This window comes from Marinobacter sp. ELB17, from assembly GCF_000169375.1.
Classification (GTDB): domain Bacteria; phylum Pseudomonadota; class Gammaproteobacteria; order Pseudomonadales; family Oleiphilaceae; genus Marinobacter.
This window is the reverse complement of record NZ_AAXY01000001.1, coordinates 200321-225095: the sequence shown is the minus strand read 5'-3', so window position 1 is coordinate 225095 and position 24775 is coordinate 200321. Positions and strand designations below refer to the sequence as shown.

General features: G+C 57.6%; 20 protein-coding genes. 4 read left to right on the top strand and 16 right to left on the bottom strand.

Features of this window, described 5'->3' with window-relative positions; translation table 11 throughout:
* Positions 1-20: 20 nt before the first annotated feature.
* Positions 21-2174 carry a histidine kinase dimerization/phospho-acceptor domain-containing protein gene (locus MELB17_RS01160; protein ID WP_007348277.1) on the top strand — a complete coding sequence of 718 codons (2154 nt, stop codon included), beginning with the start codon at positions 21-23 and terminating at the stop codon, positions 2172-2174.
* An 18-nt stretch (positions 2175-2192) separates the two neighbouring features.
* Here MELB17_RS01160 and MELB17_RS01155 read toward each other — a convergent pair whose 3' ends face one another.
* The 16 genes from MELB17_RS01155 to tssB all read right to left on the bottom strand — a co-directional run bounded on the left by MELB17_RS01155 (position 2193) and on the right by tssB (position 23271).
* Positions 2193-2978: an ATP-binding protein gene (locus MELB17_RS01155; RefSeq protein ID WP_007348276.1), complete on the bottom strand. Its 786-nt coding sequence runs from the start codon at positions 2976-2978 to the stop codon at positions 2193-2195.
* 191 nt (positions 2979-3169) lie between these two features.
* Positions 3170-4045, bottom strand: coding sequence for a DNA ligase (locus tag MELB17_RS01150; protein WP_007348275.1), 876 nt, complete (start codon positions 4043-4045; stop codon positions 3170-3172).
* 25 nt (positions 4046-4070) lie between these two features.
* Complete coding sequence (gene tssM, locus MELB17_RS01145) at positions 4071-7742, bottom strand: type VI secretion system membrane subunit TssM (RefSeq protein ID WP_007348274.1); 3672 nt, start codon at positions 7740-7742, stop codon at positions 4071-4073.
* A gap of 39 nt (positions 7743-7781) precedes the next feature.
* Entirely contained in the window at positions 7782-9230 is a 1449-nt protein-coding gene (gene tssA, locus MELB17_RS01140; protein ID WP_007348273.1) for a type VI secretion system protein TssA, read from the bottom strand.
* A gap of 11 nt (positions 9231-9241) precedes the next feature.
* Positions 9242-9901: a type VI secretion system-associated protein VasI gene (gene vasI, locus MELB17_RS01135; protein ID WP_007348272.1), complete on the bottom strand. Its 660-nt coding sequence runs from the start codon at positions 9899-9901 to the stop codon at positions 9242-9244.
* Positions 9898-11529: a sigma-54-dependent Fis family transcriptional regulator gene (locus MELB17_RS01130; RefSeq protein WP_007348271.1), complete on the bottom strand. Its 1632-nt coding sequence runs from the start codon at positions 11527-11529 to the stop codon at positions 9898-9900. The genes vasI and MELB17_RS01130 overlap by 4 nt, the downstream gene beginning before the upstream one ends.
* Before the next feature lie 42 nt (positions 11530-11571).
* Complete coding sequence (gene tssH / locus MELB17_RS01125; RefSeq protein ID WP_007348270.1) at positions 11572-14157, bottom strand: type VI secretion system ATPase TssH; 2586 nt, start codon at positions 14155-14157, stop codon at positions 11572-11574.
* A 10-nt stretch (positions 14158-14167) separates the two neighbouring features.
* Positions 14168-14890, bottom strand: coding sequence for a type IVB secretion system protein IcmH/DotU (icmH, locus tag MELB17_RS01120; RefSeq protein ID WP_007348269.1), 723 nt, complete (start codon positions 14888-14890; stop codon positions 14168-14170).
* 3 nt (positions 14891-14893) lie between these two features.
* On the bottom strand, positions 14894-16231 hold the full coding sequence (gene tssK, locus MELB17_RS01115; protein ID WP_007348268.1) for a type VI secretion system baseplate subunit TssK: 1338 nt from the start codon (positions 16229-16231) through the stop codon (positions 14894-14896).
* Entirely contained in the window at positions 16231-16770 is a 540-nt protein-coding gene (gene tssJ / locus MELB17_RS01110) for a type VI secretion system lipoprotein TssJ (protein WP_007348267.1), read from the bottom strand. The genes tssK and tssJ overlap by 1 nt, the downstream gene beginning before the upstream one ends.
* On the bottom strand, positions 16767-17969 hold the full coding sequence (gene tagH / locus MELB17_RS01105; protein ID WP_007348266.1) for a type VI secretion system-associated FHA domain protein TagH: 1203 nt from the start codon (positions 17967-17969) through the stop codon (positions 16767-16769). The genes tssJ and tagH overlap by 4 nt, the downstream gene beginning before the upstream one ends.
* A gap of 18 nt (positions 17970-17987) precedes the next feature.
* Positions 17988-19010: a type VI secretion system baseplate subunit TssG gene (gene tssG / locus MELB17_RS01100; RefSeq protein ID WP_007348265.1), complete on the bottom strand. Its 1023-nt coding sequence runs from the start codon at positions 19008-19010 to the stop codon at positions 17988-17990.
* Positions 18974-20746, bottom strand: coding sequence for a type VI secretion system baseplate subunit TssF (gene tssF / locus MELB17_RS01095; RefSeq protein WP_007348264.1), 1773 nt, complete (start codon positions 20744-20746; stop codon positions 18974-18976). The genes tssG and tssF overlap by 37 nt, the downstream gene beginning before the upstream one ends.
* A gap of 32 nt (positions 20747-20778) precedes the next feature.
* Complete coding sequence (tssE, locus tag MELB17_RS01090; RefSeq protein WP_007348263.1) at positions 20779-21228, bottom strand: type VI secretion system baseplate subunit TssE; 450 nt, start codon at positions 21226-21228, stop codon at positions 20779-20781.
* Positions 21229-21231: 3 nt separating this feature from the next.
* Positions 21232-22710, bottom strand: coding sequence for a type VI secretion system contractile sheath large subunit (tssC, locus tag MELB17_RS01085; RefSeq protein WP_007348262.1), 1479 nt, complete (start codon positions 22708-22710; stop codon positions 21232-21234).
* Positions 22711-22776: 66 nt separating this feature from the next.
* The gene (gene tssB, locus MELB17_RS01080; protein ID WP_007348261.1) at positions 22777-23271 is read right to left on the bottom strand and encodes a type VI secretion system contractile sheath small subunit; all 495 of its coding nucleotides are present in this window, start codon (positions 23269-23271) and stop codon (positions 22777-22779) included.
* Positions 23272-23503: 232 nt separating this feature from the next.
* Between tssB and MELB17_RS01070 the strand changes: the two genes are divergently transcribed.
* The 3 genes from MELB17_RS01070 to MELB17_RS01060 all read left to right on the top strand — a co-directional run bounded on the left by MELB17_RS01070 (position 23504) and on the right by MELB17_RS01060 (position 24770).
* Entirely contained in the window at positions 23504-23764 is a 261-nt protein-coding gene (locus MELB17_RS01070) for an acyl-CoA-binding protein (RefSeq protein ID WP_007348259.1), read from the top strand.
* A gap of 15 nt (positions 23765-23779) precedes the next feature.
* Positions 23780-24253, top strand: a complete 474-nt coding sequence (greB, locus tag MELB17_RS01065; protein WP_007348258.1) for a transcription elongation factor GreB — start codon at positions 23780-23782, stop codon at positions 24251-24253.
* Positions 24254-24500: 247 nt separating this feature from the next.
* Positions 24501-24770, top strand: coding sequence for a hypothetical protein (locus MELB17_RS01060; RefSeq protein ID WP_007348257.1), 270 nt, complete (start codon positions 24501-24503; stop codon positions 24768-24770).
* The last annotated feature ends 5 nt before the right edge of the window (positions 24771-24775 follow it).

Here is a 24775-nt window from a genome sequence, read left to right as displayed (position 1 = left end):
CTAAGCCAAGAGCCGTGCGCGTGGCCGCACTGAGTCTGAAACGCCAGCTGTTGCTGGTAAGCCTGTTAATGCTGCTGGTTCCTCTTGCCGGGGTTCAGTTTGCGCTTGAGTTAGACAACATTCTGCGCCAGCAGGCCCAGCAACAATTGCAGCAACAGGCAAATCGCCTGGCCCTGCTGGCGGGTGATGAACTGCTGGCACAGCCACCGTTGGCCGCTGGCACGTTTGCGGTTTATACCGCGGCTCAGAATAGCGCCCTCCTGCTTGACGGCTACGCTGATGATTGGCCAGGCTACGATTCACCCGAGCCGTTCCCGCCGTCGGCGCAGGCACTTCTGTCTGCTCTTCAACCTTGGCAGCAGCTGCCTGGGGCAGCCCCTCAGCCTAGCGCGCTTTACTGGCAGGCCAGCCACAGCGATAAAGCCCTGTATCTGCTGATTCGCATTCCAGGCCAGCCGCCTCAGCTATTCAATCCCGGCGCGCCGCAGCAGGCCCACCACCGGTTATTGCTGCAACTGTTCAGTAGCGCAAATGAGCTCCGCATAAACCCGCGCAATCAGGCCTGGTTGCTACGCCCGTCGGCACCCGGACAGCTGCCGGCCCGCAGCGGGGCTGACTGGACCAAAACCGACCCCGACGTGAACGCGTTCTGGCAACCGGTAGCCAATGGTTGGCAGCTGGAACTGGCCCTGCCCCGGCCTGCCGTGGGCAGCCGCATAGCGCTTGCCCTTTATGGAGGCGAAGGCGTGGCTGCTGAAAGTCCACCATTGGCGCAGATTCCAGCGGCCACTCTGGTTCGCCGCAACGCGGATCTGGAACAGGCGCTGGCCAGTTGGCTAGACAGCGGCCAACAACTGCGGGTAATGGAAGAGTCCGGTTGGGTTATCGCCCGTCAGCAGCGCACAGTCATAGCCAAGCCGGCGACCACGACGGACGTCGAACAAACCACAGCACGCCTCGACCAAGCAGATGAAAACGCCTCGTGGCTGCAACAGATTGGGCAAAATCTGCTGCAAGCGCTGGTGAAGGCCAATCAACCCGACTCGCTTCTGGTGAATGAACAGCTCTGGCGCCAGCTCCCGGTTAATCTTCCAGCCCCGGCGTTGATGCGTCACAGTAACGGTAGCCTGTGGCTGAGCGCACAGGCACCCGTGTTTGGTGGACGAACACTGGTGCTGGAGCAATCGCTGGATCAACTGCTGAACATTTCAGGCGCCGCTCTGGGCACCGTACTGGCCCGCAGCTTTCTGATTATTATTGGCTTGGTGGTGGTTTTGCTGGGTTACGCCAGTTGGCTGTCATGGCGCATCAGCCGTTTGGCGAAATGGGTCACCCAGTGCGTGAATGCCGATGGCCGAATGGCGGCCCAAGTGCCGTTACAGGCAAAGTCAGACATCGGTAACGACGAGCTGGGCCAGCTTCAGCAACGCTTTAACCGGCTGATCAGCAGTCTTCACGGTTACAACCAATACCTGGAAAGCTTCTCACAGCGCTTGTCCCATGAACTGAAAACGCCACTGGCGGTGGTACGCTCATCTCTTGATAACCTGACTCACTGCACCGATGAAGCCGAGCGGCAGAATTACCTGACCCGGGCCCAAAGCGCTGTGGCCAGGCTTAGCGGTATTTTGCGCAACATGAGTGAAGCCACACGGCTGGAGCAGAGCCTGGAAGCCGAACACAAAGAGGTGTTTGATGTGGCTGAAGTGCTGGCGCAGGTGACGGCGGCCTACCAGGCGTTGGATCCGCACCACGTTATTGTGTACCAGGGCCCGGAGCATGGCAGTCAAGTTTTGGGGTCGCCGGAGCTGTTGGTACAGCTTTTGGATAAGTTAGTCGACAACGCGCGGGACTTCACCCCCGGCGGCCAACGTATTGAGCTGGATTTGCGGCGAGTTGACCAGGGCTGGCAACTCAGCGTATTTAATCAGGGTTCCCGATTACCCGCCGGAGCGGATATTTTTTCGGCGTTTGTGTCCCATAGAATAGGCGAACTCGACACGTCCGAACATCATCTGGGCCAGGGCCTGCTGATTGCACAGCTGATTGCGAACTACCACCTGACCCGCCTGGAGGCGGATAATCAGAGCCAAAACGGCCTTGACGGCGTAGCGTTCCGGCTGGTGATTCCCGCGGTTGAATCAGGCGCGGATATAAACTCGACGACGCCTTAGCCACCGAGTAAGCGCCGACTAATCAACTATCGGCGAGCGCGGGCCGTGCTGACGAAAGAACTGCTGCGCTGTGCGGCCATTGCGCACACCGCGAGCGGTCGCGAAACGAATGGCTTGCTGGTGCAGGGCCTCACGATCGGCAACTTCGGCAAACAAAGCATCAATCGCCTGCAAGTAAAGCTCCTGGGAAAACGCATAGAACGAGAGCTGCACGCCAAAGCGATCAGCCAGGGATATCTGCTCTTCTATGGCTTCAGCCGGATGAATTTCACCCCCACGACTGTGGCTACTCATATTGTCTGCCATGTATTCGGGCATCAGGTGGCGGCGATTCGAGGTGGCGTACACACGCACATTCTCCGGTGGCAATTCCAGCGAACCTTCCAGAACGCTTTTCAGCGCCTTGTAGCTGGTTTCACCGGCCTCAAATGACAGGTCATCGCAAAATATAACGAAGTGGTAGGGCAAGTCCCACAACTCATCCACAATTTCAGGTAGGTGCACCAGGTCGTCTTTATCCACTTCAATCATCCGCAGGCCCTGTGCCTGATACTGGTTCAGCAGCGCTTTGATCAAAGACGACTTACCAGTACCACGGGCGCCCCAAAGCAGCACGTTATTAGACGGTTGCCCCTGCAAAAAACGTTCGGTGTTCAGCGCCAGCGCCTGTTGCTGTTGATCTACGCCGGTCAGCGACCCCCAGGTAACCGGATCCAGGCGCCGAATAGCACGCAGGCCGGAGCTGTGCCGGCGCCACACGGCGGCCGGCGTGGTGCGCCAGTCGATAGAGTCGGTAACCGACATAAGCTTCTCCCTGTAACCATAGTGAAAGCAGGCACTGTAGCGCAAAGCGGTTTGCTGTAAACAAAAAAAGGAACCAAAAAAAGGCGTGACAACCCAATGCCACGCCTTTTTCGCTCTTCAGTCGTTCTTAGAAGGGCACCATGACAGTCCATTAACGCAGCCGTTTCAGAAGTGCGGTTATTAACCGCGACCTATTGGACAATAGCCGCCTTTGGTTCATCATTTCGCACTCGCATAAAGCTGGCAAACCGTGGCAGGCCGGTGGCGGTGTGGCCGGAATATTTGAAGGTAATAACGCTGCCCGGTGGCGGTGGGTCTGTGCGCTCGGCGTCGCTAAAGCCGCTACCAATGCGGAACTCACGGTTATCGGCCAGACGCACCCGCAGCGCGCCCATCAGGCCCTGATATTTGCCCTTGCCCGGCAGAATGCCAACAACGATCGCCTCGGCGTCGTCAAAGCGCTTCACTTTCAACAAGTCATCCGAGCGACCAGCCTGATAAACGCTAGCGCCACGGCGCAGCATCAGCCCTTCACCGCCGACAGCAATCACGTCATCCCGGCGAGCCATCAGCTGCTGATGGTTTCCGGGCCGTTGCTGCTTAACCAAGGCCAGGTAGGGTGAACCCGCTTTACTGACCAACTCGCGCAAACGCGGAAGACGTTGGTCGAATGTCTGGTCGGCTAACGGCAAATCGAACACCATAAAACGCACAGAACGCCAATCTGCATCTGCTGAACGAACGGTGCGCACAATGCCGGAAAGTTGCGCAAACTGGCCGCGCCCCAGCCACAGTTCGCCGTCTAACGGCTGTGGCGGGAACTCGCTGATAAACCAGTCAGGCGCTTGAAACGGATTGCCGCGGCGGGACCACAGGCGTTCACCGTCCCAATAAGCTCGTACCCCATCCAGCTTTTCGCTCACCCAATAATCCGCAAGCGGCGCACCTTGTTGATACACATTGGCCAGCGGAACCTTTGCTGACGCACCAAGCGCCACGGCCGTCATCAGCGCGAGACTCGCCAACAGGCCTGAAACCAGCCGCTTCATCCATAATATGCTGGACATTCACAACTCCTTTTGCAGCGTTACGTTAATACAGGCTGCGCGGCAGGCGGAACCCACTCAGCAGCTTCTCGGTAAAAGGGTTGGTGTTACTGGCGGCGTGCAGGCGGTAGCGCATTGCACCCTCATCAACTGTGAATTTAACGTCTACCGCGGTGCTGTTGACCCCGGTTAAATCAGCGTTTTCCAACAGCCGGAACAACGCCCAGGGTCCCTGCTGCGACAGGCTGCGGGGCGACCTGTTAACTTCCACCGGCACCAGGGTAATGCGACTTTGCACGTTATCCCGCAGGGTATTGGGCCACACCAGCGGAATACTCTGCCGCGGCCCGTGGTTAAACTCCACCAGCTGACCATCCAGATTCATCACGCTACGGCGCTTGTTGGAGGTAAGGTTCAGCGGCTCTAATGCGAACTCCACGTCCAACGAGCCCGACGTTGTAAAATAGGCGCGACGAATGGCATCGGCGCTGGCCAGGGCCGCCGTGACTTCACGCCGCAGCAACCCTGCGCGAGCCAACGCCCCCGACTGCTGGGGATGATCTTCCACAAATAGCTTTAACTTCTGGTTATAGAAGGTTTGCAAGGTGCCGCCCGGCGCAAAGAATTGCTCGAAATCCTGCAGCGCAGCATCGCGGTCGGTGCCGGCCTTGAAGGGATAAAACGGAGCCAGATTTTGGGCGAACGGCTGGTACACCTCGCGAAACCACTCGCGCTCTAGCTGCGCCACGGCGCTGTCCAGCAGTACCCGCCAGCTCTCACTGGCTAAGTGGCCAAGCATTCGGTTAAGCGGTTCGGGTTGATAGGCCGCCATTCGCTGAAGGGTGAAGATCGGATCTGCGCCTTCCAGGCCCAGTCGCGCCCGTGCGGCTATCAAGGCAGACTTGCCGCTATCTGGAGCCTCCTGAATATTACGCAGGTATTGATGCAGGTCTGAGACCACCAGCATGATTTGGTCCAGCTCGCTGGGGTTTTCACCTTGCGACAGGGTTAACCGGTTCAGGTCACTGAACTGTCTTTCGATGTTCTGCAGCATGGCCAGCCTGGGTGGCGCTTGCGCAGGTGCTAATGCCAGCCCAGCCGCTGCTGGCGAGGCCTGGCGCAAATCGTTGCTTAAGCCCGCCGCCAGCGCTGTGTTTTCACGTAGTTGCTGCAGCACGCCTGCCAGGGGCTGATAACTGCTGCCCAAGCTCTCCAGAATCCGTACGCCGTGGTTCAAATCCTCAAAACGATGGATATTCAGGCGACTGAGCGCCCCACGCCAATGGCGCACATATTCTTGCGAGTAAATGTTGTGCAAGCCGGCCTGCAACTGCTGTTGATCGGCCAGACTGAAATCAATGTTGTCACGCCGGCCCAGCACCCAGGCGTCTATCAGCGCCAGCTCGGTTACCTTCGCCGCGCGATCCAAAAACCATTTTTGCAGGCTGTCGCGCGTAAACAGAGCCGGTATCAGCATAGGGTTGTCATTACTCACGACGGGCAGAGACGTTGTGTCAGCATCCGCAACGCCGAATACGGTAGCAAAGGCCGGGCCGCTGCTGCGGGCAAGATCCCGCGCTGGCGGCAGCTGCTTGGCGGCGGCCTGTTCCAGGTCACGGTATACCCGCTGCAATGTGGGGACACGCCCAAGTTCATACTGAGCCCACTCCACGCGACCGCTGAACGGCGCCAGTACCCTCTGGGCGCTGACGTCACCGGCCTGAGCCCAGCCTGCCAGATCGGTATTCTCAAGGCCGTAATCAAGATGCGTTAGCAGATGCTCCTGGCGCTCGCGCTGGCCCGGATACAGGCGCTGCCAATAATCCTGAAGATAGCCGCGGACCATGTTTTTGCGGCGACCGCTAGCGTCAGACAGCATGCGCAACACCCGCAGTTGTTTCAGGCTCTTGCTGTTGTAGTCTGAAAAGACTGCTGAGCCTGACGTGCCTGCAAAGCCTAAAGAGTCTGGTGAATATGGGGACCCGGGCGCGGCCACCATCTGCTCACTGACGGCAAACATCAGCGCTGGTAAAAACTGATAGGCCAGCATGTCGCGATAGGCACCTTCCAGCGCTGGCGCAATCTGATCGCCCCGGTACAGGCCCATATCCCGTAACCATGGCCAGGCTTTTTTACGTTCGCCAAAGGCCAGAGTGGCGTCGCGCAACCGATTTAGAGACCCCAACAGTTCTGCGCCAGACACAGCATGGTCAACATTAACCGTCGCGGTGTTGTTTAAAAACTGCTGCACCCGGGCCTCGACCATCAACGCCGCTTCGGCATTTTTAGTAAAATAATGCTGCCAACCGGCGCTCATCAACATACCAGCGGCCAATGCCAAAACCGCGGCAACTGCGATCTGACGTTGCCGTCTGAAGCGGCGCTGACCCTGGCCTGCCAGGCCCTCTTCCGCCACAATAATCGCCGAAAACAACTGCGACACAAACATCGACACCGATCGCCGCTGACGCTGGGCCGGCTGAACGGGACCGGTTAACCGGTAATTGGCTGCGGCCGCCGTTACGAACGCATCTTCGGGCACGCCTTCCTGGCGCACCGAGGTAAAATAACTGCCGCGCACCAGCGCCGGATTAGAGAAACCGTCGGCGGCCAGCAACGTGGCCAGGTGGGCTTCAAGTACCGGCGCCAGGCCGGCCATCTGGCGAGTAAAAGAATAGGCCGCCGACCGCGTCTCGGCGTTGTGACTCCCGCCCAGAACGTCTGGAAGCCGTGCCATCAGGCCCTGCACAAGCTGCTCATAACGTTCAGCAAACTGCATTAGCCAACGGTCGTTATCACCGCCGCGATGCAGTTCGAAGGTAAAACCCAATGGCTGCTCCAGCTCGACTTTTGACAAACTAGCGGCGAAGCTCTCAAAGCCGTACAGCAAGTCCATTTTTGTGAAACAGATGTAAATTGGCAGCTGTGGGCCGGTTTTTTCCATCAACTCACGTAGGCGATTGCGAAGACCGATGGCCTGGGCCTGGCTTTGCTGTTCGCTGGCCATGCTCAACTGGGCCAAATCGATCACCATTAGCACGCCGTTGAGCGGCTGATCCGGTCGATTGCGTTGCAGCCAACCCAGAAAGTGCCGCCACAGGCGGTGCTGAATCTCGCCGCCGATGCCGCCTTCATCACGCTGATCAAGAAGCTCGCCGGCAGGATCGATCATCAAACCGGTGTCGGCTACCCACCAATCGAAACCAAAGGGATTGCGGTCGGTGCGGTTGTTACGGGTAACATCGGACAACGCCCAGGACTGCCCACAGTTCTGAATCAAACTGGTTTTGCCAGCGTTTTCCGGGCCCATCACCAGATACCAAGGCAGCCGATAAACACCGTGGCGGCGCGAGCGCTCACCCTGCAGCGCAGCCAGTTGCCGGTCCAGCAAGCGCTGCTGTTTGCGCTCTAAAGGCAACACCGGATCTTCCTGCTCCTGCGCCACAGCGGTTTGCGAGTGTTGGCTTTGGCGTAATCGCCGCGCCAGCATTAAACCCCACAGCAGCGCAACCAACAGCACGGCCGCCAGTGTTACCAAAGAGCGGGCCTGCCAGCTCGCAAGGGGAAATTCACCGTTCAGCGACCAGCGTGGCCCCAGCCACCAGACGGCAGCCAACGCAAATGCCAGCGCCACAAACAGGGCAAGAGGCGCTGCGCGACGTAAATGCGGCGTCACTACGGCAACAGTGCGGCCGAGTCGTAATCCATAAGTCCACATGGCATCCCTTCCTGCGGGTTAAGGTTAAATTCAATGATTTCAGGCTGACTGTTCTAACTGTTTCAGTAAACCCGGCTCCCAGGTTTCCAGTGTCCGGCCCAGCAGCTGCTGTCGTAAGTCCTGCTGTTGTTGCTGTGCCAGAGTTGTCATCCCGCTGTGTTGCAGTAGGCGGTTAGACGCCAGACGCCAATAAAAGCGTTCACGGGGTTCGCGAGCACTCAGCAAGCCGTCCTCCAAAATCTGCATGGCGGCGGCCAAACCGCTGTTGGCAAGCCTTTCACAAGCCTGCTGATAGGCCTGATTCCACGGGCTGGCAGCAGAAGGCGTTGATGTGCTGCCCACCTGCGGCGCCTGCAGCCAGAGCCTGGCCTCGGCGCACAAGAATTCGGTGCCGTCGCTGAAGGTCAGGTCTTGCAGGGTCGGCAGGCGTTCCACGAAAGCTGCCAACGCCCCTCGAATAGCTTCAGCACAGCGGCTATGGCCCAATGTCTGCGCCGCTCGCGCACTGAGCCAGTGGCCGTCAAGCCAGAACGGACTGGCGGCTACGCTTTGCTCAATACGCTGCCAAACCCCGCTGCCTGCTGCTTTTGCCAAGGCATCCTGGTAGTCGGCCACCCGGTCCGCACTGATCGCTGCCAGCTCGGTGCGCACACCGTCGCGGGTTGGCGGCGCGCCGCTGATGCTGAACCAGAGCGCATGGCGGCGCAGTTGGTAACCCAGAGGGTTGGCCACGTCTGTGGTGGTGAGCAGTTCTGCAACTTTCAGCAGGCTCTGGCGGGTGGCACGCTCGTTGTCTGGGTCCAGAGTGAGCGAACCAGGAACTATCACCAAGCTCGCTGTTGCTGGTTTGGCAGAATCTGCAGGCGGATGTTCTGCGCTCTTGCCCGCGCTTTTATTGGCCGAGTTGATTATTTTCGATGGCGCAAAATCGGTGGGCAGTCTGGCCAGTGTCTGTTGTAAACTTTTTACCGGTTCAGCGGGCAGCTTTTGCGCGGACAGCAACGTTAGAATTCGCGACAGGGCTGCCTGGCAGAATGCTTGCCCATCACCCTGGCTGGCATCAAAACTCAGAGCATCGGCATGCTGCGCTGCCCGCTGCAACATCTGTTTGAACAGCATCTTCCGGGCCCGCTCGCCCTTGACCCCGGGGTAGGGCCAGGCTTGCGCCCACCAGCTGTCCAAAACGCCGGCGAGTAGCCACAGCGCCAGAGCGAAGCGCTCACCGCCGCCACCTCTGAGCAGGCACAACAAAAGAAAGCCGAATACTTTCAGATCTTTACTGCGGTCAGAAAGAATACTGAGCGCTTCCCGCTCTACCTTGGGCCAATCAATACCAGTGTGTGCCAGCGAGCCTATTTTCATCAATTCCTGCTCCAGAAAATCCAGTGCCGGATCGTTTTCCAGACGCTCGCCAAATTCGGGCCCGGCTCCTTGGTCGAGCGTTGCCAATACCAGGTTTACATAAGGGTGTTGCTCAATGGTTTGCATAGACTCTCCTATCACCAGCCGCAGGCGTTTCGCAGCGGTTTGATGGCGCTGGAAAAGCCCGCCAGATCAAACACCAGGCCATCGATTGAGCTGGCATTAGCCTGCACTCGCACTTGCGGCATGAGCGCCAGCGTTTTAGCCAGCGCTATGGACGGCAGCCCACGGCCGGCGCTGAGCATGTAGCCGTCATCGCGCAGGCGCCACAGTGACGGGTCACCGTTAATGTTCACCCGTACCCGATCCTGACCTAACGGCTGCGGCAACATCAGCGTCAGCTCGGTAATATTGTTGTGGCATTGCAGTACCATTAAAGGCCTTGGCAGCGTGGCACCCAGAGCCGGCAACGTAAGCAGCAAACCAGCGGCCATGCCACTGTCGCGATAAACCCAGCCGTCAAGGTTATCGCCAGCCGCTTGAGCATAGGCCTGGCGCCAACGTTCAGAGTTGGGTAGTTGTGGCTCCTCGTGGGCGCTCTGAACTGCCAGCGGCGTGGCGAAAATCGCATCAAAACACGCCAGGCGCTGCAAGCGCCTGGGCTCACCGGTACACTCCCGTGCCTGCTCCAGTAGCCCGCCGTGGGCGGGCGCAGTGGGCAGCAGAAAAAGGCCAGCCAACGCCCAGAGACAGCATTTCTGATAGTGCACAGCTGTTTTTTTGATGGCGAGAATCATGGGTGCATCACTTCATATTTAAGGCATTTATGCGCAAGTGTTCGCTTTGGCAATCCCAGGCTCTGTGCCGCCTGGCTGCGGTTGCCGTGGTACTGCTGCAAACGCTGGCGAATCAGTGCCGCTTCAAAGGCCTGAGCGGCGGCTTTCAGGTCTTGCACCTGAGCCAGTGGCGGCAGGCCCGCCAGAAATTCACGATCAAGGTTGTCGCTGCGCTGAGCACACTGCTCACTGGCGAGAGGGGCAGCGCCGCTGTTATACACGCCATCATTAAATGGGTCATCCAGACGAATAACGTCAGGCTGAATATCATCACCGAGTGGGGTCTGCAGGCAGGCCAGCTCAATCACATTGCGTAATTCACGCACGTTGCCGGGAAAATCATAGTGTTTCAGCCGCCGCAATCCACGGCTACTGATGCCCTGAGGGCCGGCACCTTCGCGCTCGCAGTAGGCACGAATGAAATGGCGGGTTAAAGCTTCCAGATCGTCGGGGCGCTGGCGCAATGGTTCAATCCGCAGTGGAAACTGGTTCAGACGGTAAAACAGATCGCGGCGAAAGCGACCGTCATTAATGGCCTGCTGCAACGGCTGATGGGTCGCCGCCACCAAACGAAAATCCGAATGTTGTTCCTGTTGCGCTCCCAAAGGCCGGAACTGTCCGCTTTCCAGTACCCGCAGGAGTTTGGCCTGCAAGGCCAAGGGCATATCGCCAATTTCATCAAGAAACAGCGTGCCACCGCGGGCCTGTGTCAACAGCCCTTCCTGGGCACGATCAGCCCCGGAAAAAGCGCCTTTAGTATGACCAAAAAGCTGACTTTCCAGCAAGGTATCGGGAATGGCGGCGCAGTTCACCACGACCATCGGGCCTTTGGCTCGCGCCGAAAATTCGTGCACCGCCTGCGCCACTACATCTTTGCCACAACCGGTTTCTGCCTGTACCAACACCGCCAGCTGGCTGCTGGCCGCACGCACGGTTTGAAGACGCAACTCGTCCATCTGCTGCGAATGACCCACCAACACGGTCGCTAGTCTTTTGGCCCGCTGGCGCAGCAATTGCGCATCCTGCAGGTGATCTAGCGAACGTTTAAGCAGCCGGCGCTGCCAGATCTGATCATGGTTGCGCAACACACTGACCCATTGATGGCTGATAATCTGGCGCAGGCTGCGGTAGAGCGCCTGCTCGGTCACCCTCGCCCACTCCGGCTGGTCACTGCACAGCACCAGCACGCCCAACGTTCGTCCGTCACTGCCAAAAAAGGGTTCCAACCACATGGATCCAGGCCGGCCGCTGAGAGCAATCAACGCCTGAAAACCCGGATGTTCCAAGCGATAACCGGCAACCCGCGACACCGCGCACGGGAGACCGCTTTGTAACAAACGAGCAAATGGGTGGCTGAAATCATCACAGACAAACTCGCTGGCGCCTTGCGAAGACTGTTGATCGGCCAGCGCGCTGCAATGCAGAGTGCGGCCGCTTAAGTCTAGCTCTAGCGCCCAACAGCGCTCCAGGCCAAAGGTTTTTTGCATCTGGCTAGTGGCTGTGCGCAGCAAGTCCGGCAGATTTTTTTGCCCAATCAGCGCCAGCGCCAACTCGATACCGGTATGCAGTTCCGTCTGCATCTGTCCCATATCCGATTGTCCGTTTTAAGGTGTGTAATGTGAGGTGGCCGTTCAGGCAACCGTGCCACTGAATCCGTTTTCGCCGGCGCTCAGGGTGACCCGCACAACCGGTTCCCGCCGCGCCAGTTTTTCCAGTAGGGCCAGTGACACTTTCGGCAGCAGTTCGCCCTCAATAACGGCCTCGAGCATGCGGGCGCCATTTTCACTGTGCAGAGCGCGCTCGCGGATGGCGCCGGCAAGATTGCCATCCAACACCACCTCAGCCTGGTAGCGCTGGCTGATCTGATTGGCCAGTCGCTCCAGTTTGTCCACAACGATGCAGTCGAGAGTGCTGTCATTCAGCGGCAGGTAAGGCACTACCTGCATACGCGCCAACAGCGCTGGCTTGAAGAAAGCGGCCAGCTCCGGGTAAATCGCTGCGATGAGTGCTTGCGGCTCAGCGGCGTTTTGCACAATGGTCTGGTGGCCAAGATTTGAGGTCAGGAAGAACACAATATTGCTGCAATCGATCAACCGGCCTTCGCCATCCGCCATTTCGCCTTTGTCGAAGGCCTGGTAGAAAAGGTTCAGAACATCTGGATGGGCTTTTTCCACTTCATCCAGCAGCACCACCGAATAGGGTTTTTGGCGCATTGCCTCGGTGAGTAAACCGCCCTCGCCAAAGCCTACGTAGCCGGGGGGCGAGCCAATCAGGCGCGATACGGTGTGCTTTTCCTGATACTCGGACATATTGATGGTGGTCAAAAACTGTCGGCCACCGTAGAGCAGCTCAGCTAACTGAATCACGGTTTCCGTTTTGCCCACACCACTCGGGCCCGCCAGCAGGAAAGCGCCCATTGGCCTGCCGGGGCGGCGCAGATCGGCGCGGGCGGTCAGTAAATGCTGATGGATTGCGGCAATGGCGCTATCCTGACCTTTGATGTGGGCGAACAGATACGCCGGCAGGTGGGTGATTTTCTCCAGCTCGTCGCGGCTCATACGGTTGACCGGAATACCGGTCCAGTCGGCGATGACCGCGGCAATCTGACGTTCGTCTACCCGCGCGTACACCAACGGCTCGTCGGCCTGCAGCTGCGCAAGCTGTTGCTCAATCGTGCCGGCTTCTGCGGCCAATTCGGAATTACCAGCCAATAGCTGTTCTTGTACCTTAATCAGCCGCCCGACCAGCTCACGCTGGGCTTGCCAACGTTGTTCCAGATCGGTTGCGGCGACCTGCAATGACGCTAATGCTTCATCAAGTGCAATTTGCCGTGCGCTGTCTGTTGCCTGCCCCAGTTGCTGTTCACGCTGCAGTAATTCCTGCTCTAGAGCCAACTGAGCAAGTTCGCTGCGGATGTGGCTGAGCTGGCGCGGCGGCGTGGTTAAATTCAGGCTGACCCGGGCGCAAGCGGTATCCAGTACGTCAATGGCTTTGTCGGGCAATTGGCGCCCGGCAAGATAGCGTGCAGACAATTCAGCCGCGGCCTGCAGTGCGCTATCAGCAATCAAAATCTGATGGGCTTTTTCGTAAACCGGTCGCAAGCCGCGCAGTATGTGCACCGCCTGTTGCGGGCTGGGCTCATCCAGAGCAACCGGCTGAAAACGACGGCTCAGCGCCGGATCTTTTTCAAAATACTTTTTATACTCGCGCCACGTGGTGGCACCGATGGTGCTCAGTTCACCACGGGCCAGAGCCGGTTTTAGCAAATTAGCAGCGTCTGATCCGCCCTCGCTGTTACCGGCGCCGATCAGGGTATGGGCTTCGTCTATGAACAGAATAATCGGCGTTGCGGAGTTTTTGACGGTATCAATCACACTTTTCAGACGCTTTTCGAATTCGCCTTTCACCGACGCACCGGCCTGCAGGGCGCCCAAATCCAACCCCCAAAGCGCCACTTTGCGCAGGCGTTCTGGCACTTCACCATGGGCGATGCGCAGGGCAAGGCCTTCCACCACCGCGCTTTTACCAACGCCGGCATCGCCCACCACCATGGGGTTGTTTTTGCGCCGGCGGCACAAAATGTCGATGATCTGGTCGATTTCCCTGTCGCGGCACAACACCGGGTCCAGCTTTTGCTGCCGTGCCAGCGCGGTGAAGTCTTGGGCGTAGCGCTGTAACGGACCATCATCAACGCTGACCTGGCGACTATCGGCGGCGGAGCCCTGCTGCGCAATAGTCGGCTGTTCTGCCGAGCCACGGGTGCAGGCTTCAAACTGGCGCCGCAGCTGTTCGCGGTTGATCGGCGCCAGAGTGTCGCATACCTGCGCTGGCAGATAGCGCTGCGGATTCAGCAGCAGCGCCAGCGTAATGGCTCCAGAGCGCAACTGTTGCTGCCCCAGTTCGGCCGAAGCCAGCAGCCAGGCGTCTTGTAGCAGCTCAATCAGCAGCGGTGAAAAAGCTGGGTAAGGCTCGGCGTTTTGTACGCTACCGGCCAGGCTGTCACCCAGTTGCTGCTGCAACGGCGAATACCCGATGTCAGCCTGCTGAAGAATCTGTCGAACATCGCACAGGGGCTGATCCAGTAATTGGAACAGCAAATGGGCAGGCGTTATTTCAGCGCCTTGGCGACTGATACACAAGGCCGCGGAGGCTTCAAGCGCCTGACGGCATACGTCGTTGAGGCGTCCGATTAACGCCGGCAGTTCAACCCGAATCACGGTGATTTCCTTATCGTGGTAGTTGTTCTAATAATTCATGTACCTGCGCTACACGCTCGTCCAGAGCGCTACTGTACAGGTGAAAAATACCGCCCAGAGCGAGCACTAAAGCCAGCCCAATACCCGCCAGAGGCCAGTGATTGCCATAATGGCTGCGGGCCGGCACACGATTTTTCAGCGCGTCAGCCAGCGGCGCAGATGCCGCGTCGCCATTAAGAGTGGCGAGTTGCTGGCCCAAGCCGCGCAAAATGCTGTTGTATTCGTCGCGGCCGTTGGTCATCACTTTGTATCGGCCCTCGAACCCCAGGCACAGGCACAGATAGATAAACGCCAGCATGTTCTGGTAACGCTCCGGTTCCTGCTCCATCCGCGCCAGAATGCCGAACACTTTTTCTCCGCCCCAGGTTTCGTTATGGAAGCGCGACAGCAGGGACTGCTGCGACCATACGCTGTGGGCACCCCACTGTGTTCCCAGCATGGCCTCATCAATAAAGGCGCAGAGTACGTAGCGGTAGGACACTAACGCCGAGTTTTCATAACCCTGCGCCACCAGCTCGCGTTCAATAACTGTAATGTCGTCCAGCACCTGTTGGTAAAGACTTTCAACCGACGAATAGTCTGCTAACCGGCGAATCCGTATCACCAGCCCCAGTAATGGTGCTGCGGCGTCAATCAGCGGGTTTGGCTCCAGCCCGCGCAGACTGAAGGCATTGCTGTGCATCTCGTTGTCCATGGCTTATCTCCGGATAGCCCAGAACTGCATTTCCAGCGCGGGGAATTCACCGGCCACGTGAAAAGCAAAACCGCTGGCATTTTCCAGCATTTGCCAGGCCTGACTGTTGTCGTCTAGCTGAAAGTAAACATAACCGGCATGGTACGGCAGCTGACGCGGCGCCACCGGTAACACCACCAGTGGAATGCCCGGCAGCTGCAAACTGATCAAATCACGAATTTTTTCCACTGACGCCACTTTGCACTGCTGTACGAAGCCACTGCGCAGGTCGTCGTGGGGCATGTCGGCTTTTACCGCCAGGATGAACTCGGCGCTGCCGATCAGACCGGAATCGTGCAGCGGCGCAACCGTCAACCCAAACTGACGTTCCTGAAGACCAATAGCCATGGCTTGTGGCTCCAGCACCGTGCTCAGGGCCTGGCGCAATAGCTGCATAAGCTGGCTGAAACAGACTTCCGGCAAATCGTGGTGATAGGGCACAAACGGCGGCGGAAGCCGGCTCTGATCGGTGAAGGTCACCAGTTCTGCACACAGTTCTAGCAGTGCTTCATAGAGAGCTTGTGGGTGCAGCTGCGGCAACCGTGACAGGTGCAGAAAGCGCGGGTGGCTGCGGTTCATCAACTGCAGCAACAGAAAGTCGGTGACTTCGGCCACGCCGTTGTGGCCAGGAGCCCCGACACGATCGGCGATATTGCGGGCACGCTCTCGCATCAGCCCGGCCATTTCTTCCACAAACCGCTGCAGCCGCGGCGCCGCTTTTATGTCCAGCAGCGTCGGGATAAAATTCGCATCCATCATCAGACTGCCGTTGGCTCGTTGTTCCAGAATGCGGCCAATGGCCAGCGTGCTGTAGGCGCTAAAGTCTTGATTTCCAAGCATTAATCTTGGCGCCACCCGCGCCAGGTCAACGCTGTGTGTGTCGCCCTGAGTGGTATGTAGGTCGCGGATATCCGTGCAAGCTGCCTGGAAGCGCGAATGCACCGCAGGCTCTTCCGGCCAGCAAATTTCAGTCTGAGTGTTGCTCTGCAGCGGCAGTGCCAGGTAAACCAGCTGATTGGCCACTGAAGCGTCTGTAATTTCTAGCGGCTGCGGCATCACATCATCACGAAGCAGATCAAAACAGGTGCCGTCGGCAAACAGCCCGGCCGCATTGACCAGGGAGATCCGACCAAAACCCAGATATTCGTCATTCAACGCCAGTGCACTGAAACCATAAAGTGACCGACACAATGCCAGCGAACGCTGGTGAATCTGCTGTTCCAAATAGCGCTGTTGCTGCTGGAAGTGCTGGGGCTTTATAAACAACCCATCACTCCAGACTACGCGGTTGCTGCTGCCCATCACGATTCGCCCGCGCGTTTCAGTTGCACTTCGCGCTGGCGCAAGTTCACCAATAGGTGATAACGCCCGCCCAACGGGTCCACTTTGACCACCTTTTTCCACTGCGACTGATTGGGATAAGCGTAAAAAGCGATAACGCCGATAACCCGCGTGTCGGCGCTAACATCGAAAGGTTCTACAAACTTGAATTCGCCCGGCAACACGGTGTAGTCACTGTGATCTATGTAATTGCGCCCCAGGGACAACTTCAGGTTGCTCAGCAGCTGGTCAAAGTCGGCAGCCATCAGCAACGAGCTATCGCGCAGCTCGATAATCTGAAACGCAATGGGTGTCGGGCTCAGCGCTTCATTCGGGTTTACGTCTTGCTCGGCCACCATCGCCAGATCTATGCGGCTGGGAAGATCTTCGGCGTAGCCCACCGGAATGTCCGGGTCCCACAGTACCTTGCCGGTTTTGCTGACCACTTTGTAGGGGGTGCTGCAGCCGGCCAGGCCCAGGCCCAGGATTAGAATCAATAGGTGGCGCGCGATTAGACTCATAACAGGCTTTCTCTTTGCAGTTGGCGTATGTGCTGGTCGTAGGCTTGGTCAAACACTTCCTGGAACAACCGTTCAAAGCCTTGCTGACGGCTGGAATTCAGCTCCTGGTAATAGTGCCGGTACATATCCCAGGCCCAGGTATTTTCATCTTCATCGGTTTGCAGGCCGCGGCGATATCCGCGAAAACGCTGTAGCAGGGCGTCAGGTGACAGCGCGTGCAAGATCGCTTCCAGGCCCTGGCTGGTCGCCACGCGGGTGGCTTGCTGGTGGTGTTTCAGACTGGCCAGACTCTCCTGCACGGCCGCGGGCGCAGACAAGTGCACCGGACTGCGCTGGCCAGCAAACAGGGTGTGTACGGTCGACGAATAATCGGCCGCAAATCGCAAAGGGTTGTCTTCAATAGGCTGTAAGCGCGTGCGCAGCACCTGGTGCCGGCTGTCTTCGCTTTGATGCAGCGCCAGCAGCCCGCTAATGGCCGCTTGCAGAGTTTGCCCGGCTTCCTCCAGCAACAGCGTCATATCATCACTATTAGCCAGAGTCAGATTGCTATCAAGGCCCCGCAGTAAGGGCGCTACGCCAATGTGCTGGCGGCTGTCCAGGCCCGTCTTTTGCGATTGAGAGCACCGGGATTCCACGCCGTCACCCTGCTCTTCCGCTGGGATGTTTACCCCAACATTCGGGCCCGCCAATGACCAGGGTGGGGCTCCGTTAAAAGCGGCGGCATCCTGAACCGGAGCTCTTAATGTTTGTAGGGGTTCCGCAGCCGGCAGCTGTTCTTTTTTAACGCGCAGCAAAGGGGCTTCAGCGCTATGCACTAAAGGCTGCTCTGTGAGATTTTCGGTATCTGGGCCTGTGCCCAGTTCCGCCGCCGCAACACCAAATTCGGCGCGCATACGATAGATGCCAATGGCGATGGTATCGCCCTGCTGTAAGCGGGCCCGCCGCCCTCGCCCGATCGGTTGGCTGGCACCATTAATGTGTGTACGGCCACTGCGGTCAATCAGGCAATAGCCGTCGTCGGCAAAGCGTACTTCGGCGTGACCGCAAACCGCGCCGGTGCGATGGGCAGACAGCCGCCAGGAATCGTTTCCGGCGCTACCAATGGAACCGCCTTCACGGCCGAAGCGGAAGTCTGTGGCGGTGCCGGCAACCGGTGGACTCAGCAACGTAAGCGTCAATACATCGGTCGATAAGGGCATGGCGTTCGGTCCTGCAGGTTAGTGGCGAATGGGCAAGCAGACATAGGAGCTCGCAGATGCCCTTTCGGGACTTAAAAACGTGGTCCACCCCAGACAGCCGTGCTGCCCTAGTACAACCGGCTGGATATCCTGAGGGCGCATGTGCAGTTCCAAATCCCACGCCAGGGGTTCACGCACCACAAACTCCAGCAGGCGAATCAGCCTTGGGTAGTCGTCGCCGTTGGGTAAAAAATCGATGAAACGGCGATGGCAAAGATTGCCAAGACGCAGGGAAAACTTGCCGCTGCGGTCCGCCACCTTGGCACCCACCAAGGTGTCCTGACCCAGACTGGCGTTGGCCTGCCCCAAGGCAGTTTGCTGGGCCGGCGCAATATCGACGTTGCGCAGCACCCACTGACGAATGGCCACGTCGGCCAAGTCAAAACAATGACCAACAATCTTCGCGACTACATCCGCCGAACGGCTGGGGCCTGCCAGTACACCAGAGTATGCCAGCAACCTGGATTCGCTCACGGCCAGGGCCTGGCGCCTTTGCCGATCGCCCAGCCCCATCAATGCAAACACGGTGTCAGAAAAGCCATCGTTCGCGCCCGGGCGGTAGCGCACGTGGTAACGGTATTTGCGCCAGCAACGGTGGAACAGTGTGACCAGGCGATGGTTGAAAAAATCGAGGAAGTGGCGGCGCACACCCAAATTCTGACCGGCCTCCCAGGCCAGGTCTTCCAGATAATAGCCTGGCAATGGCGACTGCGAGCCGTGCAAACCCAGAAAGCTCACCTCCATCTGATAGGGCGCATGCTCATGCGCAGGCGACAGTGCTGACACCACATCGCTGCCAGGGAACCCCAAACCCGCCGAGGCTGAAAAGCGGATACGTTCAGGGGCCGGCGAGCCATTGCTGACTGCAGAAGATTCCATGTCATCGTTATGGTGCCGGTGAATAACATCCACCAGTTGAAAAAAACTGTAGCGCCTGGCGTCGGCTAAAACGGGCTGCAGAACCGCTACATCAGAGGCTGCTGATCGTGCTGTAACTTCCATGTATAGCGTTCCTGATTATCGGTATTCACCACATCCAGTTGGTGAAAAGCATTAATACTGGCATAGAGTGCAAAAAACCGACTCAGCACCGTGCCGAACAGGTAGAGCTCGCCTTCCGAGGCGAACCCCTGTTGGCTTAAAAACAAGCTGGTGCGAGTGCCCCGTACCGGTAATCCCCGCAACATCCGGTCTAGCGTCTGCAACTCCAAGCCCTTTATGGCCGACTGACGCCGGCGCGCAATTCGCGCAGCCTGACGATCAGACAACGCGCGAAAATCGTACAACCGCACCAACGTGCGCAGAGCCTCCGCGTCTGGCGCCACTACGTAGTTGAGCGACAAGTTGGCCACTAATGCCCACAGCAGCCGCCCGTCAAGAGTCGGCCTGATCGCAGCGGTTGGCCGGGTAATGTTGCGAAAGCTGGCGAAGGTTGGCGAGCTTTCGGTACCCATGCAGATTTCCCCTGCTGCCAGCTGTTCCGGCAGCTGCCGGTTGCTGCACACAAGGCTCAGCGAAATGGCTTCCTGCCGGTTCACGCAGGCGGATTCGTCTGCGCGTACAAACGCCATGTAATGGTCAAAACCGTTGTTAAGCACGCTTTGCCGCGCCCGCAGGTGATAATACAAAGGCGTGTCCTGTTGCTCGCTGTCCATGTCATGGCGAAAACTCTCGAACGGCGTGTAAATGCGTGGAGTATTTCGCCCGGCGCGCCCCTCCAGCCAACCTTCAACCTGTTCAACGCTGAACACTTCATAGTGGTCGGGCGAGCGGCTGGACGCCAGAATTCGGTACTCGGTCTGGCGCCCGTTCAAGTCCACCGGCTCACCTTCGTGGCTGAACAGGTTAATGGCAGGCGTGCAGTACAACTGAAAATCATCGACGCCCATACGCATCTGCGCCGGCAATAAGCGGCTGAAATGAAAGCGCAGGCTGATTTCGTCTGCCTGCAGATTCGGCAAACGCGACAACAGACCCGTCACGGTTACAAAACGGAAGGCCTCGGGCATGCTCAGATATTCCTGCAGAAGGCGGTGGCCAGGTAAAGCATTCTGCGGGCAGGGCAACAACGCCTCATCGTCCGCAAAACCCGCAGGCCGAAGCAGCTCGGTGGGCAACGGCCAAGCGGTGTCGCCCACCACCAACTCCATAGTTTCGAGGTAGTGGTTTAACCATAAGTAAAGCGTGGAGGCGTTTGGCTCATTTCCGCCCAGATAAAATTGTAGACTATCAAGCCCCAGGCCGTTCATCGGCTGATCGCTGTGCACACCTAGTGACACCGTGACAGATGACTTCTGCGGCCCGTGCTCAGCCTGCACCGCGGCCACCGTTAATGGATAGATGTCCAGTGCGCGGCAGGTGCGGAAACGGCACTGGATCTGGCGATTGGCTTCGCCCACCGGCCGGCTCTTCACTTCAGTGTGGCGCGGCACCCGCTGGCGTTCGCTGATGGCGTGCAGCTGCGGGTCAAAACGCATGATGGTCAGGCTTGGCACAGGGCGCAAGTAGTTGGGCCACAACAGGTTTAACAGCGAATGGGTCAGCTCAGGAAATTCATCTTCCACTTTTTCCCGTAGCTTACCGGTCAAAAAAGCAAAGCCTTCCAACAGCCGCTCCACGTCAGGGTCTGCGCTTTGCTCCGACAGAAAACGCGAAAGCTGCGGATGGCTTTGCGCAAACTCCCGCCCTTGCTGCTTGAGAAAGCTCAACTCATCCTGAAAGAAGCGGTTCAATTTCATTCATACGCCCGTTGGTGTGGTATCACGGCTGGTTAGATCACCCGGTAATAGCGTTTGTCGTCCAATAGCAGATCGATGGTCGCTTTGTCGTCTACCGCCGCCACCCGCAAATGCACGGTTACCTGAAACTTCAGCTGAAGCGGGTCTGCGCCCTGGGGCAATGCCAGAACGTTGACCCTGTTCACCCGGGGTTCAAAACGTTCGATGCACTGGCGGATGGCGTTACGCACACGAATACCCAAATCCAGAGTGCCCAGGGTAGCGTCATTGAAATCCAGCAGGCCCAGTTCCGGCGCGCTGCGGCTAGCACCAGGGTGGGCATTGAGCAGGCGTACCAGATGGCGTTTGATGGACTGCACCACATCGCCCAGCTCGTCCAACAGCGGCACGGCCGATTCGCCCGCCTGCTCCAGGCGTTCAAACAGGCTACGCCCGGATGGTACAGCGGGGGGTGGAAAATCTGCCTCAGAAACACCGAACATGGTTTATTCCTTGTCCAGCCGGCCCACCAGCGACAACTCAAAATTGGCGCCCATGTACTTAAAGTGTGGCCTTACTGACAGCATTACCTGATACCAACCCGGTTCGCCGTCTACGTCTGACACAGTGATTCGGGCAGCCCTTAGGGGCCGGCGACTACGCACCTCCGCCGGCGGGTTTTCTTGATTGGCTACGTACTGGCGAATCCAGGTGTTCAGCTCACGCTCCAGATCCTGGCGTTCTTTCCAGGAACCGATCTGCTCGCGCTGCAAAACCTTGATGTAATGCGCAAGACGATTAACCACCATCATGTAAGGCAACTGGGTGCCTAGCTTGTAATTGGTCTCGGCGATTTTGCCATCACGGGTATTCGGAAACTGACGGGTTTTCTGCACCGAGTTTGCAGAGAAAAACGCTGCGTTGTCGCTGCCTTTGCGCATGGTGAGTGCAATAAAACCTTCATCCGCCAGTTCGAATTCGCGGCGATCGGTGATCAGTACTTCGGTGGGAATTTTTGCTTCCAGCTGGCCAAAGGATTCAAACAGGTGCACTGGCAGATTTTCCACCGAACCGCCACTTTGCGGGCCGATGATATTCGGACACCAGCGGTACTTGGCAAAGCTTTCGCTCAGCCGGGTGGCCAGAAGATACGCCGTATTGCCCCACAGATAATGCTCGTGGTCAGCGGATACGTCTTCTTTGTAATTAAAACTTCGCACCGGATTCTCAGCCGGGTCATAAGGCGTGCGCAGCAAGAAGCGCGGCGCGGTCAGGCCCAGGTAGCGAGCGTCTTCAGATTCGCGCAGGCCGCGCCATTTGGCGTAGCGAGGGCCCTCGAAGACCGCTTTCAATTCCTTGATGGCCGGCAACTCCTGATAGCCGTCTACGCCGAAAAACGACGGCGCCACCGATGACAAAAACGGTGCATGAGCCATGGCACCAACAGAAGCCACATAGTGCAGAAGCTTGATGTCTGCCGCGCCGGGGCTGAAGGCGTAATTGCCCACCACCGCGGCCACCGGTTCACCGCCAAACTGGCCGTATTCGGTGGCGTAAATGTGCTGGTAAAAGCCTGTTTGAGTCACATCCGGAGCGAACTCGAAGTCTTCCAACAGCTCGGCTTTGGTGGCGTGCAGAATGTCTACTTTGATGTTTTCGCGGAAGTCGGTGCGGTCGACCATCAGCTTGAGTCCGCGCCAGGACGATTCCAACTCTTGTAGGCTAGGCGCGTGCAGAATTTCATCCATCTGCGCGCTGATTTTACGATCCAGCTCCACTACCATCTGGTCCACCAGCGCTTTGTTCACCGGCTGGCCTTTTTCATCACTTCGCAGCAGATTGGTGATGAAGGTGGCAACGCCTTTGCGCGCTACCTCATAGCCTTCATCCGCTGGCGCCATTCTGCTGTTGGCCATTACCTGGTCCAGCAAAGAACCCTCCACAACAGTTTCAGCAACCGTGTGCTGCCCGGCAGTATCAGACATACCAATTCCTTTTAGTACGTGTTTCTTCGTGAGGTTTATATCAAGGTTACGGTATAGCGGTGACCGTTACTCGCCGTCGGTGGCCAGTTGCAGTTCGCTCAGCAGTTGCTCCCGGGCGTTGTCGTTGTTCAGCAATTCTTGCAGTTTATTGCGAAACGACGGCACGTTGCCCAGCGGGCCTTTTAAGGCGACCAAGGCTTCACGCAGCTCAATCAGCTTGCGCATTTCTGGAACCTGGCGGGCAATACTGTCGGGGGAAAAGTCTTCAAGGCTGTGAAACGCCAGATTGACCGCGAGGGCTTCGGCCTCTGGATCCAGCTTATTGCCAACACTGGCTGAAAGATTCAGTCCGGCCTCTTTGATCACCGAACGAAAATTGCCTTTGTCTACGCTGACGGCTTTGCGTTCTTCGATAGGGGTAGTTTCGGCATGGCCCTTAAAATCGCCAACAACGAACAGCTTGAGTGGCAGCTCGGTTTCGGCCTGACTATCGCCAGTAGCGGGTACATATTTGATATTGATGCGCTCTTTTGGCGCAACAGAACCGTCTTTTGCAGACATGGCTTGCTTCCTGTGCAATTCCTTTGCAATGTTACTTCCTTGATTGCGCACCATCCTGGTGGGCAAGTGGCAGTACCTTACCTAGAGAACTCTTGCCCATCAAGCCAAACTTTGCCTTGCACATGCAGAATGTGAACACGATCAGGTTTTCGCTCCAAAACATCACGCTTTGAACTGTGACGACAACCACCGTGCCCGCTATACTCGCTCCAGCAGCCACAGGAGAGCCACCATGAGTGATTTAAAAGCCCAATTTGATGAAGCCGTGAATGAGGTGCAGAACGCCGACGGCGACTTTAAGCCTTCGACTGAAATGAAACTCGAATTCTATGCGCTGTACAAGCAGGCAACCGTCGGCGATGCCAGCGGTAAGCGTCCTGGAATGATGGATTTTGTGAGTCGGGCAAAGTACGACGCCTGGGCCAAACTGGAAGGTGCGTCAAAAGACCAGGCAATGCAGCAGTACATCGACAAACTCGTTGCGGTTAAGTAGCGCCGTGGGCCGGCCATGAAAACCAATCTGATTACCCGCGAAGGCTATGATTTGCTGCAGCAAGAGCTGGATCAGCTCTGGCGTCACGAACGCCCGGAGGTTACCCGCAAAGTAACCTGGGCCGCCGGCCTTGGCGATCGCTCTGAAAACGCTGATTATCAATACAACAAAAAGCGACTGCGGGAGATAGACCGTCGCGTGCGCTATCTGCGCAAGCGTTTTGAAGAATTGAAGGTGGTTGCCTATTCGCCCGAGCAAGAAGGTAAGGTATTTTTTGGCGCCTGGATCAGCCTGCTGGACGAAGACGACAAGCCACTGACGTTCCGCATTGTAGGGCCTGACGAAATCTACGGCCGCAACGATTACGCCTCTGTCGACGCACCCCTGGTGCGCGCCTGCCTGAAAAAAGAGGTGGGTGACGAAGTGGTGGTTATACTGCCGGCCGGCGAAAAAACTTGGCTCATTGAGACCATTCGCTACCCTTGCTGACATTCCATGAACGCTGACAGCAGACATAAAAAAACCCCGTTAAACGGGGCAAGGTTCGCGCTGTCTGGAGTCCCAGCTTCTGAATAAAACAAGTATACTCCAACACTATTACCAATGGGTGTCGGGGCCATTACCCGTTGGTCACAATTGATTGCTGAGCGCTACCGTTCACCATAATTAGGTTGTGCGCTCTAGTCGCCCGGCGTAACGTTCAGCCAACGCAGTTACATTCACAACGGAGGCTGTTATGAACCGTCAAAAATTACAGGACCTGGCGCTACAAGGTGTCGACACCCTGGGTTATCAGCTGGACCGTTTCGGTATTACCAGTAAGGTAAATCGCCATAATCTGGCGGCTTATCTGATGCACGGGCAGAAACAGCTAGAAGGCGAGTGGGACAGTTTACAGGTTCGTTTTGATCTGCAAAAAGCCCGCTTCGAAAGACTGAGTGAAACGGTTGAACAGAGGGCTAATCGCCTGTTACGCCCAGTCAAGCAAGATAAACAACAGGGCTGAATCCG